18 protein-coding genes and 1 tRNA gene are annotated in these 20256 nt (G+C 65.0%); 6 read left to right on the top strand and 13 right to left on the bottom strand.

What is annotated here, in order from left to right:
* Positions 1-33 precede the first annotated feature (33 nt).
* Positions 34-717: an outer membrane beta-barrel protein gene (locus tag J2X57_RS15285; protein ID WP_309868412.1), complete on the bottom strand. Its 684-nt coding sequence runs from the start codon at positions 715-717 to the stop codon at positions 34-36.
* A gap of 256 nt (positions 718-973) precedes the next feature.
* Between J2X57_RS15285 and J2X57_RS15280 the strand changes: the two genes are divergently transcribed.
* The 3 genes from J2X57_RS15280 (at position 974) to J2X57_RS15270 (ending at position 3970) form a co-directional block, all read left to right on the top strand.
* Positions 974-2839 (top strand): M61 family peptidase, encoded by a 1866-nt coding sequence (locus J2X57_RS15280; protein ID WP_239740021.1) that lies wholly within the window; start codon positions 974-976, stop codon positions 2837-2839.
* A 159-nt stretch (positions 2840-2998) separates the two neighbouring features.
* Positions 2999-3838: a LytTR family DNA-binding domain-containing protein gene (locus J2X57_RS15275; protein WP_309868452.1), complete on the top strand. Its 840-nt coding sequence runs from the start codon at positions 2999-3001 to the stop codon at positions 3836-3838.
* Positions 3839-3893: 55 nt separating this feature from the next.
* Positions 3894-3970 (top strand) — tRNA-Arg (locus J2X57_RS15270).
* A gap of 53 nt (positions 3971-4023) precedes the next feature.
* Here the strand turns inward: J2X57_RS15270 and J2X57_RS15265 are convergent.
* Positions 4024-7290 (bottom strand): protease pro-enzyme activation domain-containing protein, encoded by a 3267-nt coding sequence (locus tag J2X57_RS15265; RefSeq protein WP_309868410.1) that lies wholly within the window; start codon positions 7288-7290, stop codon positions 4024-4026.
* Between the two features lie 173 nt (positions 7291-7463).
* Here J2X57_RS15265 and J2X57_RS15260 point away from each other — a divergent pair, with 173 nt between their 5' ends.
* Positions 7464-8906 carry an ATP-binding protein gene (locus tag J2X57_RS15260; RefSeq protein ID WP_309868408.1) on the top strand — a complete coding sequence of 481 codons (1443 nt, stop codon included), beginning with the start codon at positions 7464-7466 and terminating at the stop codon, positions 8904-8906.
* Here J2X57_RS15260 and J2X57_RS15255 read toward each other — a convergent pair.
* On the bottom strand, positions 8859-9569 hold the full coding sequence (locus J2X57_RS15255; protein ID WP_255364041.1) for a response regulator transcription factor: 711 nt from the start codon (positions 9567-9569) through the stop codon (positions 8859-8861). The two genes, J2X57_RS15260 and J2X57_RS15255, sit on opposite strands and share 48 nt — an antisense overlap.
* Before the next feature lie 138 nt (positions 9570-9707).
* Positions 9708-10742 (bottom strand): aldo/keto reductase, encoded by a 1035-nt coding sequence (locus J2X57_RS15250; protein WP_308846346.1) that lies wholly within the window; start codon positions 10740-10742, stop codon positions 9708-9710.
* 100 nt (positions 10743-10842) lie between these two features.
* Here J2X57_RS15250 and J2X57_RS15245 point away from each other — a divergent pair, with 100 nt between their 5' ends.
* Together J2X57_RS15245 and J2X57_RS15240 are read left to right on the top strand one after the other, a co-directional pair.
* Positions 10843-11031 carry a hypothetical protein gene (locus tag J2X57_RS15245; protein ID WP_309868405.1) on the top strand — a complete coding sequence of 63 codons (189 nt, stop codon included), beginning with the start codon at positions 10843-10845 and terminating at the stop codon, positions 11029-11031.
* A 23-nt stretch (positions 11032-11054) separates the two neighbouring features.
* On the top strand, positions 11055-11705 hold the full coding sequence (locus J2X57_RS15240; RefSeq protein WP_309868403.1) for a MarC family protein: 651 nt from the start codon (positions 11055-11057) through the stop codon (positions 11703-11705).
* Positions 11706-11790: 85 nt separating this feature from the next.
* On the opposite strand, the gene J2X57_RS15235 is transcribed toward J2X57_RS15240, so the two are convergent.
* The 9 genes from J2X57_RS15235 to J2X57_RS15195 form a co-directional block, all read right to left on the bottom strand.
* Positions 11791-12288, bottom strand: coding sequence for a DUF4142 domain-containing protein (locus tag J2X57_RS15235; protein WP_051944070.1), 498 nt, complete (start codon positions 12286-12288; stop codon positions 11791-11793).
* A 98-nt stretch (positions 12289-12386) separates the two neighbouring features.
* Positions 12387-12560, bottom strand: a complete 174-nt coding sequence (locus J2X57_RS15230; protein WP_036116509.1) for a DUF1328 family protein — start codon at positions 12558-12560, stop codon at positions 12387-12389.
* Positions 12561-12818: 258 nt separating this feature from the next.
* Positions 12819-13412 (bottom strand): hypothetical protein, encoded by a 594-nt coding sequence (locus J2X57_RS15225; RefSeq protein WP_036116508.1) that lies wholly within the window; start codon positions 13410-13412, stop codon positions 12819-12821.
* A gap of 129 nt (positions 13413-13541) precedes the next feature.
* The gene (queF, locus tag J2X57_RS15220) at positions 13542-14369 is read right to left on the bottom strand and encodes an NADPH-dependent 7-cyano-7-deazaguanine reductase QueF (RefSeq protein ID WP_043697110.1); all 828 of its coding nucleotides are present in this window, start codon (positions 14367-14369) and stop codon (positions 13542-13544) included.
* A gap of 87 nt (positions 14370-14456) precedes the next feature.
* On the bottom strand, positions 14457-15449 hold the full coding sequence (locus J2X57_RS15215; protein WP_036116507.1) for an aldo/keto reductase: 993 nt from the start codon (positions 15447-15449) through the stop codon (positions 14457-14459).
* Positions 15446-15925 carry a MerR family transcriptional regulator gene (locus tag J2X57_RS15210; protein WP_309868398.1) on the bottom strand — a complete coding sequence of 160 codons (480 nt, stop codon included), beginning with the start codon at positions 15923-15925 and terminating at the stop codon, positions 15446-15448. Before J2X57_RS15210 ends, J2X57_RS15215 begins: the two co-directional genes overlap by 4 nt.
* Positions 15926-15972: 47 nt before the next feature.
* On the bottom strand, positions 15973-16368 hold the full coding sequence (locus J2X57_RS15205; protein WP_036116503.1) for an acyl-CoA thioesterase: 396 nt from the start codon (positions 16366-16368) through the stop codon (positions 15973-15975).
* Positions 16369-16422: 54 nt separating this feature from the next.
* Complete coding sequence (locus J2X57_RS15200) at positions 16423-17451, bottom strand: ribonucleotide-diphosphate reductase subunit beta (RefSeq protein ID WP_036116501.1); 1029 nt, start codon at positions 17449-17451, stop codon at positions 16423-16425.
* A 152-nt stretch (positions 17452-17603) separates the two neighbouring features.
* A complete protein-coding gene (locus tag J2X57_RS15195; RefSeq protein ID WP_043691807.1) occupies positions 17604-20120 on the bottom strand; it encodes a ribonucleoside-diphosphate reductase subunit alpha in 2517 nt (838 codons plus the stop codon).
* Positions 20121-20256: the final 136 nt, after the last annotated feature.

Raw genomic sequence — 20256 nt, 5'->3', positions numbered from 1 at the left:
GGCCGTTTTTTTGCACCTGAGACTACCTACTTCTCAGAACCGGAACTCAGCCCCCGCCGCCCACACGCCGATCTTCTGGCTGACGCTTCCCGCATCGCTCTTGTAGTCGCCGTGGTAGTGCTCGTAACCCAGCGTGACGCCGAAGTTGCGGGTGAAGTCGTAGCCTACGTTCAACGCACCGTAGAAGCCGTTGTCGTGCGACGAGTCCTTGTAGGAATAGTGGTCGCGGCTGCCCGGCGAATAGTAAAGATCGACGCCGTCGACATCGCTGCGCAGGCGCGACCACATGTGAAGGAAGCCTGTGCGCAGGCCCAGCGACCATGAGTGGCCGAGCATCCACTTGGCATTGATGCCCAGTAGCGCGGCCTTGTTCTTGATCTCGGAGCGGTCGGTCTCCGTCCATCGGCCTGGCGAGGTCGCATCCACCCGGTCCGACAACTTGCCCAGGTCGACGAAGCCGGCTTCGGGTCCGATCGAGAACACGTCGTCGATCATCCAGCGGTAGCCCCCGGTGACGCCGAAAGCGGTGTCTTTTTTGTCGACACGCTCGGTCGCGTCGATGCCGTAATAGGAATACGTGCCGCTTTCCCCGGTATCCCCGTTGTAGTGCGACTTGCCAGCCGAGGCAGTGATAAAGGCCTGGCCGTCGGCCTGGGCGGCGATCGGAGCGATCGCGAGAAGAGCGGTAACGACCGCCGTGCGCATGACCTTATGCATGGTGTTCCCTGTTCCTGATGATGTCCGTCGGCTCCGGCGCCGTACGGTCCCGCATGGGCGGGCGCGGCATTTTACGAGAATTCTGAGTGCCGTGACCGTGACCTCTGGCATAGGGCGCTCCGGACCATGACGTTTAGCATCGAAGGCTTGCGCGGACCGCAGGGGACCGCGCCGACCCGCTCGCAGGGATGGCCGGGCGATCCACACGCTCCACGGGAGAATTCCAGTGAAATCCACCATCCTTGCCTCCGCGCTTCTGGCCGCCCTGGCCAGCGCAGGCGCCACCGCCGTCCGCGCGGACGATGTTCCGCCGCCGAAGGACGTCGCGTTCGCCGGTACCGTCAAGCTCGCCGTCGACGCTACCGATACCGATCACCGCATTTTCCGCGTCAAGGAATCCATTCCCGCGCAGGCCGGTCCGCTGACCCTGCTGTTCCCCGAGTGGATCCCGGGCCACCATTCGCCGACCGGCCCGATCGACCAGTTCGCCGGTCTCATCGTGACCGCCGGCGGCAAGCGCCTCGAGTGGAAGCGTGACGAGTACAACGTCTACGCCTTCCACGTCGACGTGCCGGCCGGCGCCTCGTCGGTCGACGTCGAGTTTCAGACGCTGACCCCGCAGGACACGCGTCAGGGTCGGATCGTCATGACCCCCGACATCGTCAACGTGCAGTGGAACCAGGTCTCCCTGTATCCGGCCGGCTACCGTGCCGATCGCGTCAACGTCGAAGCGTCCGTGAAGCTGCCGGCCGGTTTCCAGTTCGGCACCGCGCTCGAGCAGGCCAGCAAGAGCGGCGACACGGTGACCTTCAAGGAGATCAACTACGACGACCTCGTCGATTCGCCGATCTTCGCCGGTCGCTATTTCAAGCGAGTCGACCTCGACCCGAACGGTAAGTCGCCGGTGCACCTGAATATCGTGGCCGACAACGCGAAGGCGCTCGAGATCAAGCCCGAAGCGCTCGAGATCCACCGCAAGCTCGTCCAGCAGATGGACAAGCTCTACGGTGCGCGTCACTACAACCATTACGACTTCCTGCTGGCGCTGACCGACAAGCTCGGCGGCATCGGTCTGGAGCACCACCGTTCGTCCGAAAACAGCGCACAGCCCAACTACTTCACCGAGTGGGACAAGAGCTGGCTGGGACGCGACCTGCTCTCGCACGAATACAACCACTCGTGGGACGGCAAGTACCGTCGCGGTGCCGACCTCGCCACGCCGAGCTTCAACGTGCCGATGGGCGACAGCCTGCTCTGGGTGTATGAAGGCCAGACGCAGTTCTGGGGCAACGTCGTCGCCGCACGCTCGGGCCTCGTTTCGCAGGATCAGGCGCGTGACGTGCTCGCACTCGTCGCCGCTACGTACGACAAGGGTCGACCGGGTCTGTCGTGGCGCACCATCGGTGACACGACCAATGATCCGACGATCGCGCAGCGTCGTCCGCTGTCGTATCGCAACTACCAGATGAGTGAAGACTATTATTCGGGCGGCCAGATGGTCTGGCTCGACGTCGACACCAAGCTGCGCGAACTGACCAGAAACAAGCGTAGCCTCGACGATTTCGCCAAGGCCTTCTTCGGCATGAAGGACGGCGACTGGAAGGTCAATCCGTATACCTTCGAGGACGTGGTCTCGACGCTCAACGGCATTTCGCCGTACGACTGGGCGACTTACCTGCACGACCGCATCGACGGTCACAAGGGCGACCTGGAAGGCATCGAGCGCGGCGGCTGGAAGCTCGTCTACAACGACAAGCCGTCGGAAGCGGTCAAGGCGTTCGAAGGCCGTCGTCACTACGTCGATCTCACCTATTCGGCCGGCTTCGCCGTGTCGTCCAAGGGCGATATCTCCGACGTGCGCTGGGACGGCCCGGCCTTCAATGCCGGCCTCTCGCCGGGCATGCACATCGTCGCGGTCAACAACAAGGAATTCGATGGCGACGCGCTGAAGGAAGCCGTCACCACCGCGAAGACCGACAAGGCGCCGATCGAGCTGCTGGTCAAGAACTTCGATGACTACAAGACCATCAAGATCGACTACCACGGCGGCCTGATGTACCCGCACCTGGAACGCGACAAGAGCAAGCCCGACTGGCTGGGCGAGCTTTACAAGACCAAGTGATGCACCGAAGGGCCCCGCAAGGGGCCCTTCTTCTTTACGTAGGAGCGCGCCCCGCGGGCGATTCCAACCCGCGACACGGCTATCATCCGGCGGATGGAAGCCACCCCCACACCTCCCGGCAAAGAACTCGACCAGGCTCACCGCCGTCGTCGCCTCTTCATGATCGTCTTCTGGGGCACAGTCTTCGGTGCGGCCGCGATCGGCAACACGATGACCGCGCGGATCGATGCGGACCGTTACGACATCCACGTCGCCACCTGGCAGATCGCCGTCAACGAATTCAGCAGCGTCCTCGTCTCGTTGCTCATGCTGCCCTTCCTCCTGCGGGCGTGCGACCGCTGGCCGCTGCATGCGGATACGTGGCGGCGCTATCTCCCGCTGTACTTCGCCGGCAGTCTCGCCTGGTGCGTGGGTCACGTCGTCGGCATGGACCTGCTCCGGCTGCTCGGCTACACCCTTGGCGGCGCCCACTACGATCCCGGGTCGCTGGGCCTGCAGTTCGTCTACGAATATCTGAAGGACATCCGCACGTTCTTTACGATCGTCGCCGTCGGCCACATGGTCGAGTGGTTCGGCCGACACGTCAAAGGCGAGGCCAGTCTGCTCGACATTCCGGATGAAGGTCCGCCCGTGGAGCCGGTCGACCGCCCGGAGCGCTTTCTCGTCCGCAAGCTCGGACGCGACTTCCTGGTGGCCACCGCCGATATCGAGTGGGCGCAGGCGTCGGGGAACTACGTGAATCTGCGGGTGCGCGGTCGCGACTACCCGCTGCGGACGACCCTGGCCGCGCTGGAGGCCAAGCTCGACCCCGCCGTCTTCGTCCGCGCGCATCGGAGCTACGTGGTGCAACTGGCTCAGGTCACCTCGATCGAGCCGCTGGACGCGGGCGAAGCCCGCCTGCACATGGCCGACGGCACGGTTCTGCCGTGCAGCCGGCGTTACAGGGAAAGCCTTCGCGCCACGGCGGCCGGCGCTGAGCCCCTGGCGGCCAGGCCCTGACACTGAGGCTAGGCCGCCCCGGGGATTCCCGCTACAATGCCCGACCGCAGCATCAGCGCCTGTAGCTCAGCCGGATAGAGTAGTGGCTTCCGAAGCCATTGGTCGGGGGTTCGAATCCCTCCAGGCGCACCATTCAGAAAAGACGGACGGTTTCCCGTCCGCCTCTCCGCAGAACCTCTCCCGAGTCAGTGCGAACCCGCGGCGATCTGCGCCCTGGCGGCGTGCGCGGCGATGGGGTTGGCCACGCCCTGCAAACGGTTCATCTGCACCTTGTAGCCGGTTGGCACCACGTAAGGCGTGCCCGCCCCGTCGGCGACCTGCTGTGAGATGAAGCCGCCGCCGGTGCCCTGCCAGACATACGCCGTTCTCTTGGCGTTGGTCCAGAACACGTCCGCCAGACCGTCACCGTCGAAGTCCTCGATGGTGGCGACGCTGTAACCCGCCGGGCCCGCCGTGGTCTTGCGGCCCGTCACCGTCGTGCCGTCCATCAGCCACCAGCCGATGTTGCCGGTCGCGGCGTTGAACCAGATCAGGTCGGTCCTGCCGGTGCCGGCGATCTCGCCCGCGCCGATCAGGTCGAAGCCGTTCGGTGACGCGTCCGGTGCATCGGTCTTGGTGAAGCGGTCCTTGCCGGTGTTGACCCAGTACTTCACCGCGCGGCTGGCGCTGGTCCAGACGATATCGATTACGCCGTCGCCATTGAGATCGGCCAGATGCGGGGTGAAGCCGGCCGGAGCGGGTACCGTGCGGTCGACGGCCTGCGTGCAGTCCAGATCGTTCAGACGGCCAAACAGGAGGCCACCGCTGCACTTGATCGTCCAGAACGACAGCTGGCTGGTGCTGGCGTTGAACCAGATCTGCTGCGGCGTGCCCGCGTCATCCACATCGCCCGCGCCGACCAGCGTCCAGCCGGCTGGGTACGGAAAGCGGAACGCCTCCCAGCCATAGCTGTAGATCGCGAGGTTCATGGTGTGCGTGGTCGGGTTATCGCTTTCCATCACCGTCTGTCCGGCGAGCGTGCCGCCGAAGATGTCGTACGGAATGGCCTTGATCTGGTCGCCGGCCTGGAAACCGTCGACGATCGTGTCGCCGCCATCGCGGCTGCCCGGGAACCATGTGTCGGTGCTGAGCACCGTGCTGCCGTTCATACGGACAAACGTGGCGTTGCCGGTCTTCGGACCGACCAGCAGCAAGGTGCTCTTGCCGTCGAGGATCGCGTTGAGACCGACGCCGGGGTTGCCGCTGTCGTCGCGGCCGGCCAGATCCCATGTGCGCGAGATCGTCTTGCCGCGTGCCGACCGGGCGGCCACGGCGTTGGCGAGATGGGTCACGTCGATCGAGCCCAGGCCTGTCGCATAGTCGTAGCCCTTGCCGGCCTTCCATGCGGTGACGAGGGATGCACGACCGCCATCGCTGACGATGCCGTACGACTGTCCGCTCTTCACGTAGCAGTCGCCGGTGCCGGCGAAGCAAGGCACGTCGATATCCCCCGTGGCGACGTCGTGGAACACACACGTGGCGTCCGTGGCGGCGCACCCGGTGCCGGGCGAAGCGATGGTGCCGTACTGGCTGCGGGCCAGGCTGTACAGCGTTGGCGCGACGTTACCCAGGCGAGCCGCGCTGGACTGGTTCACCAGGGCCTGCACGCCGGCCATCGCGGGCGCCGCGAACGATGTGCCGCCCGCGCTGTTGTAGATCGAGTCCGTGGGGCTGAGGTAATTACAGGGCGTACCGCCTTCGTCGGCGTCCGACATGCAGAAGATCAGCGCGTGACCGTAAATGCCGTTGGCCGCGAACAGCGAGACGTCCGGTGTGGCACGGGTGACGTTCTGATCCATGCCGGCCAGACCCTGCTGCCACGTGGGCTGACTCCAGTAGTAGCTTGGTCCGCCGCTTCCGCCCGCCGTGTTGAGGAAGTCGAGCCCGGCGGATGAGTTGCAGGCCGTGTTGGGGTCGCTGTATCCCAGGATCGTATCCAGCTGCGCGCTGGCGCAGGAGTCGTTCCAGGTTTGCTCCGGGATATAGCCGATGGCGCTGGCGCCGAGTTCGCCGTTACCGGGCAGCCAGTACTTGCTGGTCTGCTTGTAGTCGTTGAAGTCGGTACCGCCGACGGCCACGTTATACGGCGTGCTGCCCAGGCCGTTGACGGCTAGGCCGAAGCTGGAAGCCGACTGTCCCTGGTCGCAACCCGCGGATCCGGAGTCACCGGTCGAGACGAACACCGAAACGCCTTCGGCCGCGGCGGTCGCCCACAGCGCGCTGGCCTCGTCGATGTCACCCACCGCTGCGCTGACGAGTTCGCACTCGCCGTAGCTGAGGCTGAGGATCGGTGGTGGGGCGGCTTGCTCAAGCAGGTTCTGCGCGGCGAGAAACGCACCGAAGTCCGCGCCGGTGTCCTGGCACGAGGCGAGCGTGATGTCGGCATCGGGTGCGGCGGCGCCGGCCCATTCCGCGTCGAGCGCGGCCTCACCTTCATCGCCGTTGGTACCGGGATTCACGCAGCTGGTGTCGCCGGTGAAAGCCGCGGGATGAACCTGGGTGAAGACACCTTTGGCATCCGTCGGGAGGAATACCTGGCGGAAGGTCTTGATGTCGGCATCGAGAACGTTGGTTCTTTCCAGCACGGCCACAGTCTGTCCGGCGCCGCGCACGGGGCTCGCCTGATTCCACAACGGATTGACGTTGTAGATCGTCGCGAAATCCGCGGGTACCAGATCGAAGAACGTCTCTCCCTGATAAACGAAGTTGAAGTCGCCGGAGGGCGCGCCGGCGGCGATCCATGCCCCTTGCTTGTCGCGCTTCACCGGCCGTACGTTCTTCACCTGCGGCTCCGGGAAGAAGTCGGTCAGGGATGCGACGCCACGGACCACCGGTATCAGTGCGGTCGGCAGCTTCTGTTCGGCGGCGTTGGCGAAGTGCGTCTTTCCGTTCGCACTGAAACGGTGCAGCGAGGTACCGAAGGCCTGCTGCACGGCGCCGACCGAGCCGGTGAAACGAATCAGCATGCCGTCGGCGGAGATGGTCTTCACGCCGAGACCCTGGCTGCTCAGCCACGTCTTTACCGCGGCAATGTCCTGCCTGCTCGGACCGAACCGTTCGCCCACCTGGCGCGCGGTCAGCCACTGGTGGAAGTTGGGCGACGAGGGGTTATCCAGCGACGCGAGGTAGGCATCGAACTGCTTCTGCTGTTCCGCGCTGCGCTTCAGTACCAGGGTCATCGAAGGGATGACCTCGGCGGTGCCCATCGGCCCCGCGTCGACACTGGTATGGACTCTCGCCGGGATGCTCCCCGGCAGCGTGGTCATCTGGTGGCTGTCGACCGTTCTGGTGATCAGCGGTGTCGCCGTGGTGCTGCCCGCGGTGTCGACGGAAGCGTGTGCCTCGCACGCGCCGCCGGTGGCGATGAGCATCGCCGCGCCGGCCAGCCAAGGCCTGGAAAGAATTGCTGACATAGTACCCCCGAAGGAAAGAGCCCGTAACGCCGTGACGTCGCTCGTGCCCAGCCCGGAGGACTGCCCCTCGGCACGCTGTCCCACCATAGCTTTACATTCCCGGCAAAGTCACACACGCTCGACTGGCACGTTTCTCACCGAATTCTCACCGTCGGTTGCCTGGGAGCCGCACGATGATGTCCCGTATCCGTCAGTGGCTCGCCGACACGCCGATCCGTGATCCGGTCGACAGGCGCAATGCCACCTTCATGCAGCTGTTGCTGATCTTCGAAGGTGTCCGGATACCGGCGACCAAGCTCTATCTGTTCGGCCTTCACTGGTCGTATCTGCAGGATCGTTTCTACGGCAAGGCACGCATCGGCGCGCCTGCCGCCATGGCGATAGACATCGGTACCGACCTGGCGATGACCGTGTCGGCGTGGCTGGGTCTCTGCCTCATCCGTCGCGGTCGTTTTTCGCAGGCCGTCGCACAATTCGTGGCGACGATGCTTGCGTGCGGCGCGGTGGCCTATGCCGCCTTCGGTTATCGCGCGACCGACGGCAACCTGACGCTGATGATGATTCTGGCGCTGAGCGGTCTGATGCTGGGCCGAAGGGCGCTGTGGATCACTTACGGCGTCGAAGCGCTCATTCTCGTGATGAGCGTGGATCCGCTGAAGGCATCGGCGGCCAGCCATCTTCCCGGGATGATGATGGCCGTCTACGACGTCCTGCCCCTGCGCGCCCTGACCAGCTACCTGCTTATCGCCCTGATCGTGGATCGCAGTATCCATGCCTTGCGCGACAGCCTGATCGAATCGGAACACCGGCGCCTGCAACTGGTCCGCGAGATCGCGGAGCGTGAACGTACGCAGGAGCAACTGCTGCACGCGCAGAAGATGGACGCGGTGGGCAAGCTTGCCAGCGGCGTGGCGCACGACGTCAACAACGTCTTCGACATCATCCTGGGGTTTTCCACGGAGCGGGACCGCCTGCCGGAAAGCGACGATCTGCCCCCGGGCGACATGCGGACCATCGCGGATGCGCTCGAAGGGATCGAACTGGCCGCCCGCCGTGGCACCGCGGTGTGTCGCAAGCTGCTCAACTTCAGCCGCCGCGATGTGGCATTCACGGAAGAGTTCGACGTGGTCGCGGCGTTGCGCGAGCTGCATCCGCTGCTGCGGCAGTCGCTCTCCTCGCACAACGAGTTGATGCTGCGGTTGCCCGATGCGCCTCGACTGATCCGCTTCGATCGCAGCCAGTTCGAGCTGGCCATCATCAATCTGGTGACGAACGCGCGCGACGCCATGCCGGATGGGGGGTGTTGCACAATCGCCATCGAGGATGGCGCGGAGCACACGGTGCTGTCGGTGAGCGACACCGGGATGGGCATGGCGGAGTCGATACGCGCGCAGGTGTTCGAACCCTTCTTCACGACCAAGCCGGCGGGGCGCGGTACGGGTCTCGGACTCAGCGTGGTGCAGGGGCTCGTAGTACAGGCCGGTGGATGGACCGCGGTCGAGAGCACGCCGGGGCAGGGCACGACGATCCGGCTGTCCTTACCGCGGGCGGGCGTCTCGGCCGTGGAATCAGGCTTCCAGGATGTATCCGGTCCCATGTACCGCGTTGAGGGGTAACGGCTCGCCGATGGCGGCCAGCACCTTGCGGCGCAAACGATGGACCATCGAGTCCAGCCGGTGCGGGTCGAAGGCGTGGACGTCATCGGTCAGGGCGGCGATCAGCGCCTCACGCGGCACCACCTCATCGGCGTGTTGAAGCATCGCTTCCAGCAGCTTGCGCTCGTTTTTGCTGAGCATCACGCGCGCACCGGAAGGCGAGAGCAGAAACCATTCGTCCGGACTGAGCGCCCATCGTTCGTGGGCTCGTGGCGAGGGATGCAGACGTCGAGCGACGCTGTACAACGTGGCCACAAGCACGTCGATCTCTACGGGTTTGGACAGGTAGGCGTCGGCCCCTTCGAACAGGCCTCGCACGCGATCCACGTTATCGCCCCGGCCGGTGAGGATGACGATGCCCGCAGCCGGTATCGCCGCGCGCAACCGTCGTGCGACCTCGAACCCGTCGCCGTCCGGCAAGCCGATATCGAGCAGGAAGATATCCGGTACGTTTCGCCGTATCGCCTCATCCAGCGCTGCCGCGCTGGCGTAAGCCGTGACCTCGAACCCAAACTGCGCGAGTTTCGGCGTCAGTACGCGTTCGCGCAGCAGGTCGTCGTCTTCCAGCATGGCCAGCCGCAGCGCATGCGCACGCGCATTCGGCACCGGGTTGAATGTCGTCACGCAAAGACCTCGTAGCCACCAGGGCCCATGGGCTGCCCTCACCGAGATTGCCCGCCCGGCGGGGCTAAATCCAGCGACGCCGTCGCACGTTCGTAGATGGGGCGGATCGCAGGATTCTGCGACCCGCACCGCGATCGCTTACTTGCCCAATGTCACCGGACTCGGATTGCGCGACGCCAGAGTCGCCTGCTGATGCCAGTACGGATAGATCGGACGCGTGGCGCTGGCGTCGTCGAGACGCTTGATCTGGTCGGCGTCCAGCTTGAACGACGTGGCGCCCAGGTTGTCGCGCAGCTGAGTCACGTTACGTGCGCCGATGACGATGCCTGACACGGTGGGACGCGAGAGCACCCAGGCGAGGGCGATCTGGGGCACGCTGTGGCCGGTCTCTTTCTCGAGGGCTTCAAGCACGTCGGTGATGGCGAAGAGGTGCTCGTCCGGCACCGCCCACGTCGCGTCGGTTGCGGCGCGGCTGCCTTCGGCGGGCTTCTTGTGGCGACCGACCTTGCCGGTCAGCTTGGCGCCGGCAAGCGGGCTCCAGACAAGTGCACCTACGTTCTGGTCGAGGCCGAGCGGCATCAGCTCCCACTCGTATTCGCGGTCGGTCAGGGCGTAATAGACCTGGTTGATGACCGGCCTGGTGAAGCCGTGGCGGTCGGCCAGTGCCAGCATCTTCATGAGGTGCCAGCCCGAGTAGTTGGACACGCCGAAGTAACGGATCTTGCCGGCGCGCGTGAGCGTATCGAGGGCATGCAGCATTTCTTCGATGGGCGTGAGCGCGTCGAAGGCATGCAGGTGGTACAGGTCGATGTAGTCGGTACCCAGACGCTTCAGGCTCGCTTCGCAGCTGCGGATGATCTTGTCACGGGACGTGCCGATGTCGTTCGGGCCGGCACCCATGCCCATGCCGGTCTTGGTCGACAGCAGCACCTGATCGCGACGGCCGGCGATGGCCTTGCCGAGAATCTCTTCCGACAAACCGCCCGAATAGGCGTCCGCGGTATCGAACATGTTGCAACCGAGTTCGAGCGAGGCGTCGATCATGGAGGTTGCCTCCTTGACGTCGGTGTCGCCCCATTTCTTGAAGAACTCGTTGCCGCCACCGAAGGTCGCGGTGCCCAGGATCAGGGCGGGAATCTGCAAGCCGGAGCCGCCAAGCGAACGGTATTCCATGGGTCATCTCTCTGTGGTTGGAAGCCCGTCGAGCGTACACCCGTCGAAGTTAGCGGAAGGTATCGCTCGCCCCGGGTTGCGCCGATACGGCGCGGGCGGCGTGGATCGCCAGTCCGTAACTTTCCGTGCCCGGGTCGACCGGATCGGTCAGCACCAGCTGGATGTGCTGCTCGTCGCGGGTGGTGGGGCGAAGTCCGTCGACATGGGCGAGGTAACGATGGCTGGCTTCGTGGCGCAGCTGTTACCTGCTATCGGGCAGGCCGTCACTGAGGTATACAACGCTGCATAGTGGCGACCCGGAGCGATGCGCGCATGTGGATGGACATCGGTAAGGCCATCTTCGTCATCGTGGCAGCCTTGCTGCCCATCGTGAACCCGCCCGGCTCGGCGCTGATGTCGCTGGGCATCGTGCCTGTAGCCACGGCGGAAGAGCGCGAGCGCCTTGCGCGACAAGTCGCCCTCAACAGCCTGCTCCTGCTGACCGGATCGCTGTTCATCGGGGCTTATGTGCTCGCCTTCTTCGGCATCTCGATTCCGGTGCTGCGGGTCGGCGGTGGTCTGGTCATCGCCGCCGCTGGCTGGCGCATGCTCAACGGCCCGAACGACGATGATGAGGACGACGCTAAAGTGCACCGGCACCATGGCGACCCCTCGTTCTACCCACTGACACTGCCGTTCACCGTGGGGCCGGGCTCCATCGCGGTGGCCATCGCCGTGGGTACCGGCTCACCGCGCCATGGTGTCGACTGGGTGCACTTCGTGGCCGCAGCGGTCGCACTCGCTGCGATCAGCGTCAGCATTTATCTGAGCATGCGTTACGCCGACCGGATAGGGCACCGGCTGGGCAAGGAGCGCACCAAGGTCATTCTGCAACTGCTGGCCTTCGTGATTTTTTGCATTGGCATCCAGTTGCTCTGGGGTGGACTGTCGGAACTGCTGGGTATGCCCAATCACGCCACTTAGGGCTCAACTGCTTCGGTGCTGACATCCGGAGCGTGTGAGTTTCTGAAGCGGCATCCGGCCTGATCGACGGCGCCTCGCGGCGACGTCAGAACGGCGGCAGGCTCTGTGCCAGCTTCTCGTGTTCCTTCAGCATGGGCAACTGGCCGCGCGCGTAATCGCGGATGTCCACGTCTTCGCCTTTTTCCGCTTCGAGTTCGTAGAGGCCTGTAGCCAGCTTGTGGTCCCGAACCATCGCATCGGAGTAAGCGCGGTCGAACTTCGCACCGTCCAGGCCCTTCATCCGGTCGATGTCCTGTTGCTGCGCCGGCTCCGGTGCGACCGCAATCTGCACGCCCTTGCTACCCGCAAGCTTGCCCAGCGACTCGTTCGCCTTCGTGTGGTCGGCGACCATGCGTTCGGCGTATTTCTTCACGTCGCTGGACGACGCCTGATCGGCGGCGAGTTTGCCCAGTGCGATCTCGGTCAGGCTGGCACTGCTGGCGCGCCGGATAAAGTCGGTATCGGTGGCAGTCGTCTTCGCCTGCTGGGCGATGGCGGTGCCGGTCATGGACAACGCAAGCAGCGTCACGAGAATGCGATTCATGGCCTGGGCCCTCAGTGTGGGAAATCCGTACCGCGGACAGAACAACGCCCCGGTCTGGGGCCGGGGCGCTCTTCTTTCTTACCTGGGTGTGTCGAGGCTTATATCCTCGGCCCGCGACGCAGGCCGCCGAACAGCAGCGACAGAATGAACAGGATCAGGAAGACCACGAACAGGATCTTCGCAATGCTGGCTGCGCCGGCGGCGATGCCGGTGAAACCGAAGATCGCTGCGATCAGCGCAATGACGAAGAAGATAACGGCCCACTGAAGCATGATGTTTCTCCTAGGGATGCGGGTTGGTTGATGGCGCCCCGCCGGGCGTCCATCGCCGCGTCGAGTCGGGTGCCATTCGACCATCGCCGGTCTGAAAGGAGCGTCTTCACGCGGTGAGGCGTGTTCTCACCGCTCGCTGACACGGTCTACACGCATCCGGGCGGGCGCGCGACCCTGTTGCCTCATCGGCAATGCACGCCGGACCCAAAAAAAAGGGCAGCCTTCGCTGCCCTTTTCCATCGCATCGGGGTCGATGAATTACTTCTTCTTGACCTCGAAGGCTTCGTTGCCCACGGCCTGGCCGTTGAGCGACACGGTGACCTTGTACTTGCCTTCCGGCCACTCGTTCGGATTCTGAATCTTGAACGTGGTGACGGCCGGGCCGTCGGTGCTGATCGACTGGCTGATGTCGCTGACCGTGGTGGTCGTTTCGCCGTCCTGGAAGGTCCACTTCGCGTTCAGCGTAGCGCCGGCAGTGGTGCCTTCGGTGGCGACCGAAGCGTAGATGGTCTTGTCGCCCGGGGCGAAGGCGTTCTTCGCCTTTGCGACCTTCTTGTCGGCGCCGACGGCGCTGCCGAGGGTGACCGAACCGACCTTCAGCGACTCGCTGGCGGCGGCGGGCGCAGCCGGGGCGGCGGCCGGAGCAGCCGGAGCGGCAGCGGCGGTGGGCGAGGTGGCAGGCGCGGCCGGCGCCGTGGTCGCCGCCGCAGGGGCGGCAGCCGGAGCCGGGGCGGTCGCGGCAGCGGCCGGCGCGGTGTTCTGCTGCTCTTCCTTCTTGCCGCAGGCGGTGAGGACCAGCAGGCCGGCGACGGTGGCCGTGCAGAGGGCGTACGAGCGGAAGGAAAGCTTCATGTCTGGATTCCGGAATGACGAGTCAGGTTCGAACGGGGCGGTATCGGGGCCGATCCCCTTGGCCGCCGCAGAGTACAGGCTACACAACTAAAGGCAAGACCAATGAAGAACGCATGAATGTGTCATTCATTATTGGCGGGCGCCGCGCGGGTTGGCCGGCACGGCGGCCGGGTCCGTGCTGCGGAACGGATTGATGTCCAGGCCGCCACGACGGGTGTATCGGGCGTACACGGACAACTCGCGGGGCGCGCAGCGGGCCGTGACATCCATGAAGATGCGCTCGACGCACTGCTCGTGGAATTCCGTGTGGTTACGGAAGGAGACGAGGTAGCGAAGCAGGCCCGCGCGGTCGATCGGCGCGCCGGTATAGGCGATCTGCACGCTGCCCCAGTCCGGCTGGCCGGTGACCGGGCAGTTGGAGCGGAGCAGGTGCGAAACCAGTACTTCGCGGGCGTCCCCGTCGTTCGTGACGAGGAAATCCGCCCTGGGCGGGCCGTAGCTGTCGAAGTCCAGCTCCTGCGTGTCCAGCAGCAGGCCTTCCGGCTCCGAGATTGGAGTGCCGTCCAGCTCGCCGGGCGCGTGCAGGACGATGCCGACCGGACCACCCGCGGCGGCTGAGAGATCGCGGACCAGTGTCTGGCGCAGTGTCGCCGCATCGGCCACGCGTTCCTGGGCAAAGCTGTTCAGATACAGCTTGAACGACTTCGATTCAACGATGTTGGGCGTCGTCGCCGGAAAGCGGAATTCAGCCACCGCCACGTGCGGCTTGCCGCGTTTATCCAGCCACGAAAGCTCGTAGCCGTTCCACACGTCCACCCCGTGGAAGGGCAACGCGGCTTCCGCCACGCCGATCTCATCGCGCTTGCCCTGGCGGGGAATGGGAAACAGCAGGCCGGCGTCGTAGCGATCCGCGTAGACGGTGGACTTGCCCAGGGGCGAATGTTCGGGGGACGACATGGCGGCAACGGCGGCGGTAAAGGCCGCCATTATAAGGGACGACCGCCCCGCGACCGGGTACCGGTATCGGGGCGGCTGTCCGGGCGTTCAGGCGTTGACGAAGCCCATCATGCTGCTCTGATAACGATCGCCAAGCGCCGCATCCGGCGGGAACACCGCGTCGATCTCGGCGATCTCGGTAGCCGTAAGGCTGACGTCATCGGCGCCGGCGTTTTCCTTCAGGTACTTCACACGCTTGGTGCCTGGGATCGGCACGATGTCCTCACCCTTCGCCAGCACCCACGCCAGCGCCAGCTGACCCGGCGTGCAGCCCTTGTCGGTGGCGAAGCGGCGGACCTTTTCGACGATCTCGAGGTTCTTCGTGAAGTTCTCGCCCTCGAAACGCGGATTGTTGCGGCGATAGTCGTCCTCGGCGAAGTCGTCCGGCGAGGTGATCGCACCGGTGAGGAAGCCTCGGCCCAGTGGGCTATACGCGACCAGCCCGATGTCGTGCTCGCGGCAGGCGGCCAGCGTGCCGGTGGTTTCCGGATCGCGCGTCCACAGGGAGTACTCGCTCTGCAGGGCGGTGATCCGGTGTACGCCCGCCGCCTTGCGGATCGACTCGGCCGAGGCTTCGGAAAGACCGAGGTAACGCACCTTGCCTTCCTCGACCAGCCGCGCCATGGCGCCGACGGTTTCCTCGATGGGCACGTTGGCGTCCACGCGGTGCTGGTAATACAGGTCGATGTGATCGGTCTTCAGGCGGCGCAGGCTGCCTTCCACCGACTCGCGCACGTATTCCGGGCGACCGCTGATGCCGCGCTTCGACGGGTCGTTCGGATCGCGCACGATGCCGAACTTGGTGGCGAGGAACACCTTGTCGCGACGACCGCCGAGAAAGCGGCCAATCAGTTCTTCATTGGTGTGCGGGCCGTAGGCGTCGGAGGTGTCCCAGAAGGTGATGCCCAGATCCAGCGCCGTTTCCAGTGTCGCGATGGACTCTTTCTCGTCGCCGGGGCCGTAGAACTCGCTCATGCCCATGCAGCCGAGGCCCTGAGCCGATACGTCCGGGCCGTTCTTACCGAGTTTGCGTGTCTTCATGCCTGTTTCCTGCGCGGGGAGGTGGGGGCCTTTTCGCGGGGCCGCGCCGTGGGCGGCGGGGGCGCCGTCACGGCGGGAGGCGCCGGTTCAGGGAATGACACACCTTCCTCGCCATACGCGGAGCGGTACATGGCGATCTTCTTGTCCAGCCGCGCGATCGTCTCGGTCAGGGTGACCAGTTCGTCGCGCAGAAAAGCGGCGTGGCGTGCCAGCAGGTCGCCGCGCAGGCGGATGCTGTCGGGCGTCTCACCCTGGCGGCGCAGCTCGGAATACTCCTGCAGCGTACGCATCGACATGCCGGTGGCGCGCATGTGGACGACGAAACGCAGCAGGGCGAGCTCGTGCTCGCCGTATACCCGCTGGCCGCTGCGGCGCGGCACCGGGTCGATCAGGCCGATCTGCTCGTAATAACGCAGGGTATGGACGGTCAGGCCGGTCGCCAGGGCGGCCTCGGCGATGGTCAGGTAGGTGGTCATGCCGAAAGCCTACGCCTTCGAGTGCGCTCTAGGTCAAGCGCCTCTTTTTATGCGGCTGCGGGCAGCGGCTGCACGGGTGTCGGCTTGTACTCGCTGTCCAGCGCGATCATCGTGAACGTACCCCGCGTGCACAGCTCGCGCGCGCCGGTGATCAGATCCTCGGTGTACATCGCCACGTCGATCTTCATCGACGTACGGCCCACCGAAATCACCGTGGCGATCAGCTCGACCATCTGGCCTTTGCGGACGGGCACGTGGAAGTCGACCTGCTCCGAACGGGCGGTGACGACGATCTGGCGGGAGTAACGCGAGGCCGCCAGAAAGGCGGCCTTATCCATCCACGCCAGCGCCTGGCCGCCGAACAGCGTGCCGAGGTGGTTGGTGTGGTCGGGGAAGACGATTTCGAGGACGCGAGCCTCGGTGGGGCGGTCGATAGCGGTCATGGGGGACGAGTCCTGTTGCAGTGCAGCATGCATCATACAGGGTCCCCCGTTCCCTCAGAACGACTGGTCGAACGCGACCTCGCCCTGCACGCCGACCTGGTACGACGACACGCGCCGCTCGAAGAAGTTGGTCAGTTCCTGCACGTCCTGCAGGTCCATGAAGTCGAACGGATTCTTCGAGCCATACTTCTTGGGCATGTCCAGCTGGACCAGACGCTGGTCGGCGCAGTATTCGAGGTACTGGCGCATGTCGTTGACCGACAGGCCGGCCACGCCGCCCGAGAGCACGTCGGCGGCGAACTGGGTCTCGCAGGCGATGGCGTCCTCGAGCATCGCTTCGACTTCCTGGCGCATCTGGTCGTCGAAGAGGTCCGGCTCCTGCTCGCGCACGGTGCGCACGACCTCGAAGGCGAACGCCATGTGGCCGGACTCGTCGCGGAACACCCAGTTGGTGCCCGAAGCCAGGCCGTGCAGCAGCCCGCGCGAACGCAGGTAGTACACGTAAGCGAAGGCGGCGAAGAAGAACAGACCTTCGATGCACGCGGCGAAGCAGATCAGGTTGAGCAGGAACTGGCGACGGTGCTCGCGCGTCTCGAGACGGTTGAGGTTCTGGATCGAGTCGATCCACTTGAAGCAGAACTCACCCTTCTGACGGATCGACGGGATGCTCTCGATCGCGGCGAAGGCCTTGTTGCGCTCGGCCGGTTCCGGAATGTAGGTGTCCAGCAGCGTGAGGTAGAACTGCACGTGCAGCGCTTCTTCGTACAGCTGGCGCGAAAGGTACATGCGCGCTTCGGGCGAGTTCACGTGCTGGTACAGATTGAGTACCAGGTTGTTCGACACGATGGTGTCGCCGGTGGCGAAGAACGCGACCAGACGATGGATCAGGTGACGGTCCGCATCCGACATCTTCGACTTCAGGTCGGTGGTGTCGAGCGAGAAATCCACTTCTTCCACGGTCCAGGTGTTGCGGATCGCCGCGCGATACATCTCGTAGAACTGCGGGTATTTCATCGGCCGCAGGGTCAGCTCGAAGCCGGGATCGAGAATATGGGTATCGCGGGTGACGGGAGAAGCGGACATCGGGCTACCTCGAATTAATTACGTGTAGGAGCGCGCCCTGCGCGCGAAAAACCAACGAAGCGGCGATACTGGAACGTTTGGCGCAGGCAGCGGCTTCGCGCGCGGGGCGCGCTCCTACAGGGGTGCTGCGCCCCTGTAGGGGCGCGTTGCTTTTATTGGCAGGCTTCGCAGTACTCGGGGTTCTCGAGCGAGCAGAACACCGCGGCTTCGGCCTGTTCCTGCGCATCGGCGACCGGAGCGGCCGGCGTGGGCAGCGAGGCCGACGACGAGCTCACCGTGGTCTTGGCGATGCGGGTGGCGGGACGCGAACGCAGGTAATACGTCGTCTTGATGCCCGACTTCCACGCGTACATGTACATCGAGGAAAGCTGACCGATGTTCGGGTTTTCCATGAACAGGTTCAGCGACTGGCTCTGGTCGATGTACGCACCACGCGCGGCGGCGAGATCGATCAGTGCCTTCTGCGGCAGCTCCCACGTCGTGCGGTAGACCTCGCGCAGCGCGGCCGGAATCGCGGCGATGCCCTGCACCGAACCTTCGGCGAGCTTGATCTGATCGCGCACGTCGGCGGTCCACAGGCCCAGCGTCTTCAGCTCATCGACCAGATAACGGTTGACGACGAGGAAGTCGCCCGAGAGCGTCTCGCGCTTGAACAGGTTGGACACCTGCGGCTCGATGCACTCGTAGCAGCCGGCGATCGAAGCGATCGTGGCGGTCGGAGCGATGGCGATGACCAGCGAATTGCGCAGGCCCTTGGCCTTGATCTTCTCGCGCAGCTCGGCCCAGCGGCCCTCTACGCCGGTCGGCGTGGCCGCCGGCCAGTAGTCGAACTGAAGCTCGCCGTTGGCGGCGCGGGTTTCGTCGAAGCCCGGGTGGGCACCGTCGCGCTCGGCGATCTCGTTGGACATCGACAGCGCGTGGAAATAGATCTCTTCCTGGATGCGCGTGGACAGCTTGCGCGCTTCTTCGGAGTCGAAGGGCAGGCGCAGCTTGAAGAACACGTCCTGCAGGCCCATCACGCCCAGACCCACCGGACGCCACTTCATGTTGGCCGTCTTCGCCGTGGCGATCGGGTAGAAGTTGAGGTCGATGACGCGGTTGAGCTGACGCACGGCGGTGCGCACCGTGGTACCGAGCTTCTCGTAGTCGAACTGACCGTCCACCACGTGCCGGGCCAGGTTGACCGAGCCGAGGTTGCACACGGCGGTCTCGCCCTCGGAGGTGACTTCAAGGATCTCGGTGCACAGGTTGGACAGGTGAATGACGTTTTCCGGACGCGCGGTCTGGTTGCTCGTGGCGTTCGAGCGGTCCTTGAAGGTCATCCAGCCGTTGCCGGTCTGTGCCAGCGAGCGCAGCATGCGGGCGTACAGCTCGCGCGCCTTGATCGACTTGGCGGCCAGGCCCTCGGCCTCGGCCTTCTCATAGGCGGCCTCGAACGTCGCGCCCCAGGTGTCGACGAAGTGCGGCACGATCTTCGGATCGAACAGCGACCAGTCGCCGTCGGTCTCCACGCGGCGCATGAAGAGGTCGGGCACCCAGTTGGCCAGGTTGAGGTTGTGCGTACGGCGCGCGTCGTCGCCGGTGTTCTCACGCAGCTCGAGGAATTCCTCGATGTCGGCGTGCCAGGACTCGAGGTACACGCAGGCGGCGCCCTTGCGCTTGCCACCCTGGTTCACCGCGGCGACCGAGGCGTCCAGCGTCTTCAGCCAGGGCACGAGGCCGTTGGAATGACCGTTGGTGCCCTTGATCAGCGAACCGCGCGAACGGATGCGCGAGTAAGCCAGGCCGATACCGCCGGCGAACTTGGACAGCTGGGCCACGTCGCCGTACTTGGCGTAGATCGACTCCAGGGCATCCTGCGGCGAGTCCAGCAGGAAGCACGACGACAGCTGCTCGTGCGCCGTACCGGCATTGAACAGGGTCGGCGAGCTGGCCAGGTATTCCAGCGACGACAGCATGCGATACAGCTCGAGCGTCTCGGCCACGTCGTTGCCGCCGAGCGCGCAGGCGATGCGCATGAAGAAGTACTGCGGCGTTTCGATGACGAAGCGCTTCGTCGGGTGACGCAGCAGGTAGCGGTCATAAACCGTGCGCAGGCCGAAGTACTCGAAGCGGCGCGAACCGGTCGTGTCGATGGCGTCGTTGAGCTTGCGCGCATTGACCTGGACGAAGTCACGCAGACGCTCGTTGAGGATGCCCAGGTCGAAACCGGTGGAGATCGACTGCGAGAACGACTGGATGTCCTGACCGGATACTTCCTTGTCGACGAAGGCGGCGAGCAGGCGTGCGGCCAGCTGGCCGTACTCCGGTTCCTCGGCGGTGAGCGCCGCGGCGGTACGGATCGACAGCTGGTCGAGTTCCTGCGTGGTGGCGCCATCGTAGAGTCCGCCGATGGTCTTCAGGGCGACGCGCATGGGGTCGACCGCGAACAGGCCGTCGGCGCTGCGGGTCACCGCGCGCACGATCTTGTTCACGTCGACGACTTCCTGGCCGCCGTTGCGCTTGGTGACGCGCATCTGGCCAGGGTTGTGCGGGGGCGTCAGCGCGAACGCCGGCGGCGGGTCGTTGCGGTAGCCGGCGGCAGGCGCCTTGTCCGTGGTGTTATTGGCGGAGACGGCGGCATCGGCCGTCTCGGTGCGCTCGCGCGCGGAAGAATCCATCGTGGTCATTGTCTTGGCTCGCCCCAGGTTCTATCACCCGTTCCCGGTCGGCTGGCTCGTGAGGGATGGGGCTGATGCGGGAAACGGCCGGGGACGGAGCGCGCCGCGAAGGGGCTCCGGTCCGCGACGTGCTTCCCCGCGGAAG

This window comes from Luteibacter sp. 1214 (assembly GCF_031455395.1).
In the GTDB taxonomy this organism is placed as follows: Bacteria; Pseudomonadota; Gammaproteobacteria; order Xanthomonadales; family Rhodanobacteraceae; genus Luteibacter; species Luteibacter mycovicinus.
Note: the sequence above shows the minus strand (reverse complement) of the source record. Positions and strands in the feature narration are given on the sequence as shown.

Excerpts from the sequence above, each read along its gene's own strand:
- J2X57_RS15260 (WP_309868408.1), top strand. The coding sequence starts at position 7,464 with ATGATGTCCCGTATCCGTCAGTGGCTCGCCGACACGCCGATCCGTGAT.
- J2X57_RS15225 (WP_036116508.1), bottom strand. The coding sequence starts at position 13,412 with ATGAAGCTTTCCTTCCGCTCGTACGCCCTCTGCACGGCCACCGTCGCC.
- J2X57_RS15210 (WP_309868398.1), bottom strand. The coding sequence starts at position 15,925 with ATGACCACCTACCTGACCATCGCCGAGGCCGCCCTGGCGACCGGCCTG.
- J2X57_RS15285 (WP_309868412.1), bottom strand. The coding sequence starts at position 717 with ATGCATAAGGTCATGCGCACGGCGGTCGTTACCGCTCTTCTCGCGATC.
- J2X57_RS15240 (WP_309868403.1), top strand. The coding sequence starts at position 11,055 with ATGTGGATGGACATCGGTAAGGCCATCTTCGTCATCGTGGCAGCCTTG.
- J2X57_RS15205 (WP_036116503.1), bottom strand. The coding sequence starts at position 16,368 with ATGACCGCTATCGACCGCCCCACCGAGGCTCGCGTCCTCGAAATCGTC.
- J2X57_RS15250 (WP_308846346.1), bottom strand. The coding sequence starts at position 10,742 with ATGGAATACCGTTCGCTTGGCGGCTCCGGCTTGCAGATTCCCGCCCTG.
- J2X57_RS15215 (WP_036116507.1), bottom strand. The coding sequence starts at position 15,449 with ATGAAGACACGCAAACTCGGTAAGAACGGCCCGGACGTATCGGCTCAG.
- J2X57_RS15230 (WP_036116509.1), bottom strand. The coding sequence starts at position 12,560 with ATGCTTCAGTGGGCCGTTATCTTCTTCGTCATTGCGCTGATCGCAGCG.
- J2X57_RS15265 (WP_309868410.1), bottom strand. The coding sequence starts at position 7,290 with ATGTCAGCAATTCTTTCCAGGCCTTGGCTGGCCGGCGCGGCGATGCTC.
- queF (WP_043697110.1), bottom strand. The coding sequence starts at position 14,369 with ATGTCGTCCCCCGAACATTCGCCCCTGGGCAAGTCCACCGTCTACGCG.
- J2X57_RS15235 (WP_051944070.1), bottom strand. The coding sequence starts at position 12,288 with ATGAATCGCATTCTCGTGACGCTGCTTGCGTTGTCCATGACCGGCACC.
- J2X57_RS15195 (WP_043691807.1), bottom strand. The coding sequence starts at position 20,120 with ATGACCACGATGGATTCTTCCGCGCGCGAGCGCACCGAGACGGCCGAT.
- J2X57_RS15200 (WP_036116501.1), bottom strand. The coding sequence starts at position 17,451 with ATGTCCGCTTCTCCCGTCACCCGCGATACCCATATTCTCGATCCCGGC.
- J2X57_RS15275 (WP_309868452.1), top strand. The coding sequence starts at position 2,999 with ATGATCGTCTTCTGGGGCACAGTCTTCGGTGCGGCCGCGATCGGCAAC.